Origin of the sequence: Enterobacter sp. 03-F-07-AD-ECC (genome assembly GCF_047530935.1) — a bacterium.
GTDB classification, from domain to species: Bacteria; Pseudomonadota; Gammaproteobacteria; order Enterobacterales; family Enterobacteriaceae; genus Enterobacter; species Enterobacter cloacae.
The window spans coordinates 606,169-613,566 of sequence record NZ_JBLKBZ010000001.1 but is presented as its reverse complement, the minus strand read 5'-3'; the positions used below and the strand labels follow the sequence as shown (position 1 = coordinate 613,566).

Annotated in this window: 7 protein-coding genes; 4 read left to right on the top strand and 3 right to left on the bottom strand. The window is 53.2% G+C overall.

The window, feature by feature from the left end:
• Nucleotides 1-369: 369 nt before the first annotated feature.
• The 4 genes from potA to potD are packed head-to-tail and all read left to right on the top strand — an operon-like array spanning nucleotide 370 to nucleotide 4,148.
• Nucleotides 370-1,488, top strand: coding sequence for a spermidine/putrescine ABC transporter ATP-binding protein PotA (gene potA, locus ACMWKA_RS02930; RefSeq protein WP_139936714.1), 1,119 nt, complete (start codon nucleotides 370-372; stop codon nucleotides 1,486-1,488).
• Entirely contained in the window at nucleotides 1,472-2,329 is an 858-nt protein-coding gene (potB, locus tag ACMWKA_RS02925) for a spermidine/putrescine ABC transporter permease PotB (RefSeq protein WP_013097090.1), read from the top strand. The genes potA and potB overlap by 17 nt, the downstream gene beginning before the upstream one ends.
• Nucleotides 2,326-3,117 (top strand): spermidine/putrescine ABC transporter permease PotC, encoded by a 792-nt coding sequence (gene potC, locus ACMWKA_RS02920; protein ID WP_013097091.1) that lies wholly within the window; start codon nucleotides 2,326-2,328, stop codon nucleotides 3,115-3,117. Before potB ends, potC begins: the two co-directional genes overlap by 4 nt.
• Entirely contained in the window at nucleotides 3,114-4,148 is a 1,035-nt protein-coding gene (gene potD, locus ACMWKA_RS02915; protein WP_013097092.1) for a spermidine/putrescine ABC transporter substrate-binding protein PotD, read from the top strand. Before potC ends, potD begins: the two co-directional genes overlap by 4 nt.
• Nucleotides 4,149-4,190: 42 nt before the next feature.
• On the opposite strand, the gene ACMWKA_RS02910 is transcribed toward potD, so the two are convergent.
• The 3 genes from ACMWKA_RS02910 to nagK form a co-directional block, all read right to left on the bottom strand.
• Nucleotides 4,191-5,420 carry an EAL and HDOD domain-containing protein gene (locus ACMWKA_RS02910; RefSeq protein WP_250181469.1) on the bottom strand — a complete coding sequence of 410 codons (1,230 nt, stop codon included), beginning with the start codon at nucleotides 5,418-5,420 and terminating at the stop codon, nucleotides 4,191-4,193.
• Between the two features lie 226 nt (nucleotides 5,421-5,646).
• Nucleotides 5,647-6,468: a Sir2 family NAD+-dependent deacetylase gene (cobB, locus tag ACMWKA_RS02905; protein ID WP_029881967.1), complete on the bottom strand. Its 822-nt coding sequence runs from the start codon at nucleotides 6,466-6,468 to the stop codon at nucleotides 5,647-5,649.
• A 14-nt stretch (nucleotides 6,469-6,482) separates the two neighbouring features.
• The gene (gene nagK / locus ACMWKA_RS02900) at nucleotides 6,483-7,394 is read right to left on the bottom strand and encodes an N-acetylglucosamine kinase (protein ID WP_163311514.1); all 912 of its coding nucleotides are present in this window, start codon (nucleotides 7,392-7,394) and stop codon (nucleotides 6,483-6,485) included.
• Nucleotides 7,395-7,398 lie beyond the last annotated feature (4 nt).

Sequence of the window (7,398 nt, the reverse complement as noted above, 5' to 3'; positions counted from 1 at the left end):
TGATACTAACGGCCCACCGGCCTGTTGAGGAACCTGTAAAACGGAAAGGCTCATTGAAGCCGTATATTTTCTGGAGGTTCATCAGGCGCGGAACTCATCAAGGCGCGGGAATAAAATCCCATTCAGACGCCGGATAGATTCAAGCAAGCCAACTTGTCGTCAAAATCGGTGTTGCAAAAACGGGAGTGACCATAGATTCCGTTTATATCGTGTACGTCAGTAAATGTAGCTTATGAATCAGTGACAAGGATTGGCGATTACAGTGGTTTGCCGTAGAATGTCCGCCCTCATTACGAGTCACCAAGGTGGTTACACACAAACCCCGCTTCGGTCTGCTGCCCGGAGCGTCTATATGGGACAGCGCAAAAATTGAATACTCAATCCCGTTCACGTTCACCGCTGGTGCAACTGGAACGAATTCGTAAAAGTTTTGATGGTAAAGATGTCATTTCCGACCTCAATCTGACCATCAATGATGGTGAATTCCTCACGCTGCTTGGCCCTTCTGGCTGCGGCAAGACAACCGTACTGCGCCTTATCGCCGGGCTGGAAAGCGTCGATAGCGGCCATATCCACCTTGAAAAGCAGGACATTACCCAGGTCCCCGCTGAAGATCGTCACGTTAACACCGTCTTTCAAAGCTATGCTTTGTTCCCGCACATGACCGTGTTTGAAAACGTTGCGTTTGGTCTGCGGATGCAAAAAACACCGGCCAGCGAGATCCCGCCGCGCGTGACCGAGGCGCTACGGATGGTACAGCTGGAGGAGTTTGCTCAACGCAAACCGCATCAGCTGTCTGGTGGTCAACAGCAACGTGTGGCCATCGCCCGTGCGGTGGTCAACAAACCGCGTCTGCTTCTGCTGGATGAGTCCCTCTCCGCGCTGGACTACAAACTGCGCAAGCAGATGCAGAACGAGCTTAAGGCCCTGCAGCGTAAGTTGGGCATCACCTTCGTCTTTGTGACGCATGACCAGGAAGAAGCGCTCACCATGTCCGACCGTATCGTGGTGATGCGTAATGGTAAAATCGAGCAGGACGGCACGCCGCGTGAAATTTACGAAGAGCCGAAAAACCTGTTTGTGGCCAGCTTCATTGGCGAGATCAATATCTTCAACGCCACGGTTGTCGAGCGTCTGGATGAGCAGCGCGTTCGGGCGAATGTCGAAGGCCGCGAGTGCAATATCACCGTTAACTTTGCCGTTGAGAAGGGACAAAAGCTCAACGTGCTGTTACGCCCGGAAGATCTGCGCGTCGAGGAGATCCACGGCAATGCGCAAGCCGAAGGATTGATCGGCTATATCCGCGAGCGTAATTACAAGGGGATGACGCTGGAATCCGTTGTCGAACTGGAAAACGGTAAGATGGTGATGGTCAGCGAGTTCTTTAACGAGGACGACCCGGACTTTGATCACTCGCTCGATCAAAAAATGGTGATTAACTGGGTAGAAAGCTGGGAGGTTGTGCTGGCTGATGAAGAACACAAGTAAATTCCAGAATGTGGTGATTGCCACGATCGTCGGTTGGCTTGTGTTGTTTGTCTTTTTACCCAACCTGATGATCATCGCCACCAGCTTCCTGACCCGCGACGATGCCCACTTTGTGGCGCTGGTCTTTACGCTGGATAACTACTCACGTCTGCTCGATCCGCTCTACTTTGATGTGCTGCTGCACTCATTGAACATGGCGCTGATCGCCACCGTTGCCTGCCTGGTGCTGGGGTATCCCTTCGCGTGGTTCCTGGCGCGTCTGCCGCAAAAAATCCGCCCGCTGCTGCTCTTTTTACTGATTGTGCCGTTCTGGACCAACTCCTTAATTCGCATCTACGGGCTGAAAATTTTCCTCAGCACCAAAGGCTATCTGAACGAGTTTCTGCTGTGGCTGGGGGTGATTGATACGCCAATCCGCATTATGTTTACCCCGGGTGCGGTGATTATTGGTCTGGTCTATATCCTGCTGCCGTTTATGGTGATGCCGCTCTACTCCAGCATTGAGAAGCTGGATAAACCGCTGCTGGAAGCGGCCAAAGATCTGGGGGCGAATAAGCTGCAGACCTTTATCCGCATTATCATTCCGCTGACGATGCCCGGCATTATCGCAGGCTGTCTGCTGGTGATGCTTCCGGCGATGGGCTTGTTCTACGTCTCTGACCTGATGGGCGGTGCGAAAAACCTGCTGATCGGAAACGTGATTAAGAGCCAGTTCCTTAACATTCGCGACTGGCCGTTCGGCTCCGCCACCAGCATTACGCTGACGGTGGTGATGGGTCTGATGCTGCTGGTTTACTGGCGCGCGTCGCGGCTGCTGAATAAGAAGGTGGAACTCGAATGATCGGTCGACTGCTTCGCGGCGGTTTTATGACCGCCATTTACGCTTACCTGTATATTCCGATTATCATTTTGATCGTGAACTCGTTTAACAGTTCACGCTTCGGGATCAACTGGCAGGGCTTTACCACTAACTGGTACAGCCTGCTGATGAACAACGACAGCCTGCTCCAGGCCGCGCAGCACTCATTAACGATGGCGATTTTTTCAGCAACTTTCGCCACGCTGATTGGTTCTCTCACCGCCGTGGCACTGTATCGCTACCGCTTTCGCGGTAAACCGTTCGTCAGCGGCATGCTGTTTGTGGTGATGATGTCACCGGATATCGTCATGGCGATTTCTCTGCTGGTACTGTTTATGCTGCTGGGTGTCCAACTCGGCTTCTGGTCGCTGCTGTTTTCCCACATCACCTTCTGCCTGCCATTTGTGGTGGTGACGGTCTATGCACGCCTGAAAGGCTTTGATGTGCGCATGCTGGAGGCAGCGAAAGATCTCGGCGCCAGCGAGATGACCATTTTACGCAAAATTATCCTGCCGCTGGCGATGCCCGCCGTCGCGGCCGGGTGGCTGCTCAGCTTCACCCTGTCGATGGATGACGTTGTGGTCTCCTCTTTTGTGACCGGGCCGAGCTATGAAATTCTGCCGTTGAAAATCTATTCGATGGTGAAAGTCGGCGTCTCGCCTGAGGTGAACGCGCTGGCGACCATACTGTTAGTGTTCTCGCTGGTACTGGTGATTGCCAGCCAGATTATTGCTCGTGATAAAACAAAATCTCAGGGGACAATGAAATGAAAAAAATGCTTGCCGCTGCGGCACTGGTGCTCGGAATGGGCGTTGCGCACGCTGATGACAGCAAAACGCTCTACTTCTATAACTGGACTGAGTATGTGCCGCCGGGTCTGCTGGAGCAGTTCACCAAAGAGACGGGCATTAAGGTCATCTACTCTACCTACGAGTCCAATGAAACCATGTACGCCAAGCTTAAAACGTACAAGGACGGCGCGTACGATCTGGTGGTGCCATCGACCTACTTCGTCGACAAGATGCGTAAAGAGGGCATGATCCAGAAGATCGACAAGTCGAAGCTGACCAACTTCAATAACCTCGATCCGCAGATGCTCAACAAACCGTTCGATCCGAACAATGACTACTCCATTCCGTACATTTGGGGTGCGACCGCCATCGGCGTTAACAGCGAAGCAATCGATCCTAAAACCGTGACCCAGTGGGCCGATCTGTGGAAGCCTGAATACAAAGGCAGCCTGCTGTTAACCGACGATGCCCGTGAAGTGTTCCAGGTGGCGCTGCGCAAGCTGGGTTACTCGGGCAACACAACGGACCCGAAAGAGATTGAAGCGGCCTATAACGAGCTGAAAAAATTGATGCCTAACGTGGCGGCGTTCAACTCCGATAACCCGGCGAACCCGTACATGGAAGGGGAAGTGAATCTCGGCATGGTGTGGAACGGCTCTGCATGGGTTGCGCGTCAGGCCGGTACGCCGCTGGAGGTCGTCTGGCCGAAAGAAGGCGGTATCTTCTGGATGGACAGCCTGGCTATTCCTGCGAATGCGAAAAACGTTGACGGTGCCCTGAAGCTCATTAACTTCCTGCTGCGCCCGGACGTGGCGAAGCAGGTTGCCGAGACCATTGGCTACCCAACGCCAAACCTGGCCGCCCGCAAGCTACTGAAGCCTGAAGTGGCGAACGATAAATCCCTCTACCCGGATGCCGACACCATCAGCAAAGGTGAATGGCAAAACGATGTCGGCGACGCGAGCCGTCTGTATGAAGAGTATTACCAGAAATTAAAAGCCGGCCGATAAGGGCCGCAGATGGCCCTTCACGTCGCTACGCCGTGAGGGGCCTTAACCCGCCGCATTTTCCCCCGCCCAGATCGTCGCCATTCTCATGGCATCCACAACGTCGTCATCCGACAGCCCAAGACCGTTCGCTATCCTGGCCGCCTCCTCCCACTCCTGCTGTTCATAGTGGCGGCACAGCGTCACCATATCGGCTAACACGCCTTCCTGGTGACACAGGGCCTGGCTGACAGCCTGCGGCACCGCAATTTGCTTCATCAACTCCGCCATTGGCAATTCAAGCAAGGTATCAAGCAGAGAGAACAGGCCACACATAAACGCGTTTTCCGCCAGCCCCGGCGCAGGCATCTTCTCTGCAATCAGCTCACAGAATTTGCCCCGCATCATGCTCAGAGGATACAGCTCGTCGACGGTGTCGTTGCCGGCACTGGCCAGCACCACCACCGCAACAAAGCGTCGCAGCTGATTTTCCCCCAGATACCTGAGGACTTCGCTGAGCGTTAACTTGCTAAAATTGCAGGCACCGACGTGTTTAAACGCCGTGTGTTTCATATAACGCATGATCTTATAGGACAAGGTGAGATCGGTTTTTATTAACGACTCGATGATCCGAAAATCAGGTTTATTCCGCCCCACTTCCATCTGCAGGCGGAAAATCGCCAATTGATTTTGTGATAAGCGCTTATATTTAATCACTTCAGGACGACAGAAAAAGTAACCCTGAAAAAGCGAAAAACCGGCATCACGATAGCGTTTGAATTCCTCTTTAGTCTCAACTTTTTCAGCGAGATACTTTATATGGTGAGTCAGGCTTTCACGTGTACGCAGGTAATCCTGAATTTGCGCTAAGGTATAATTTCTGACATCAAATTTAAGTACAGAAATATAGGGTAAAAAGCGATCCCATTCCGGCGCGAGGGTAAAATCATCAAGCGCAAAGCGATATCCGTGCGCATTCATCTCTTTCACGGCCTGCAATAACGCCTCGCCGGGAACGGCATCTTCAAGGATCTCAATGACCACGCTCTCCTTGTCCAGCGCTTCACCGCTGCGGTCGATGACCATTCTGGATGGAAAGTTGATAAACAAGGTCTGTGTCCCGGCGATACGCTGAGACGGTACAGATAAAAAATGGTCGGATATCATTCTGGATGTTGCATATTCTGCCGATACATCCGGAAAACGGTTTGCCATCCCATCCCTGAAAAGCAGTTCATAAGCTACCGTATTCATATCCGGGTTAAAAATGGGTTGTCTCGCAATAAATCCGTACATATCCCACCCTCCTTATCGACGTTATATTTATTAGCATCCTCTTTCTACACCACGATAACGAGCATTATTAAGCACTATTTTGAGTGAATGCACAAAATAATAGCATCCACACTAATTAACAGGGCTTATATTGTGGTTTAGTAAACATCATTAATGGTAATTTCAGCGGACGAGTTTATAAACAAAAAAGCACCCGCTGAATGGGTGCCTTTTCATACTGTCGCTATTACAGACCTTTGAGCAGCTTATCGACGAACTCGGGTACGACCTCGCTTGCCAGCCCATAGTGCTTCTCTTCAAATTCGCTTCCCACCTGGCTGGGTTCAAGGTTCAGCTCTACGGTATGCGCACCGTGCAGACGCGCTTCGTGAACAAACCCCGCCGCCGGATAGACATGCCCAGAGGTACCGATGGCGATAAACACATCCGCCATGGCCAGCGCGCTGTAAATCTCATCCATCCCCAGCGGCATTTCACCAAACCAGACCACATGCGGACGCAGACGCGAAGGGAACTGGCAGCAGTGGCATTTATCCTCAGGCAGCACGTCCTCTTTCCAGTCCAGCACCTGGCCGCTCCAGGCACAGCGCACCTTCAGTAGCTCGCCGTGCATGTGGATGATGTTTTTGTTGCCGGCTCGCTCGTGCAGGTTATCGATATTCTGCGTAACCAGCAGAAAACGGTCACCCAGCGCCTCCTCCAGCTTCGCCAGCGCCAGGTGCGCCGGATTAGGCGCTATTTCTGGCTGCTGAAGCTGACGACGGCGGGCATTGTAAAATGCCTGCACAAGATCCGGGTCACGGGCGAAGCCTTCTGGTGTCGCCACATCCTCCACACGGTGCTCTTCCCACAACCCGTCCGCAGCACGGAAGGTTCGAATACCGGACTCGGCAGAGATCCCCGCCCCGGTCAGCACCACCACTCTGGGTTTATCCATCGCTTCTGGCATCATTCTGTCTCTGAAAAAGATCCGCTGGCGCAAGCGCTCACGTAAGCGGCGTTTATTTTTGCGAAAACGGCTGAGTCGACCCTGGCGACGCGACAGCATAGTAACCTCGTAAACTAGTCGGTGAGATGAAGGAATGCGGCTCCGCGCATGCCTCCTGCGTCCCCGTGTCGCGCACGTTCAATACGCGGCACGCGGGCGACTGGCAATAAATGTCGGGGCAGACGCCCGGACAGGTGTTCCGTTATCGCGGTAAAGTTTGATAACCCGCCCCCAATCACCAGCAGATCCGGATCGACGATGGTGAGGATATTCCCCAGACACACCGCCAGCAGATCGAGATAACGTTCAACGTGCTCTCGCGCCTGCGCATCGCCCTGCTCCCACAGGGTAATGATTTGAGGGGCTTCGAGTTTCTGATGATAGAAGTGTTCGTAAAGCCATGCAAACCCACGACCCGACAGGTAGTTCTCAATACAGCCATGCTGACCGCAGCCGCAGCGGGTAAGCGGGAAATCGCGTCCCACGACCTCAAGCGCATCTACCGGTAAACGGATATGACCAAACTCTCCCGTGATATAGCTGCGCCCGGTGATCGGTTTGCCATTAATAACAATTCCCCCGCCAACGCCGGTGCCAAGGATCAACCCCATCACCAGCGGATAGTGACGGAATTCATCATCCCAGGCTTCAGAGAGCGCAAAGCAGTTGGCATCGTTATCTAAACGCACGTCGCGTTCAAGGAGAGCAGAGAGATCGGTGCGCAGCGGTTTGCCGCTGGCAGCAGGTACGTTGGCGGCATACAGCGTGCCGTCGTCGGTTTCAGGCATGCCTGGAATACCGATGCCGACGCTGCCTTTTACGCCAAAGCGTTCATCCGCTTGCGCCACCAGCGCGGCAATGGCGGTTAAAAATTCATCGTAGCTTTCGCGCGGCGTGGGAACGCGGGTTTCCCACTGCAGTTTGAGATCGTTATCAAACGCGCCGAGCGCAATTTTGGTGCCGCCAATATCAAATCCGTAATACATAACG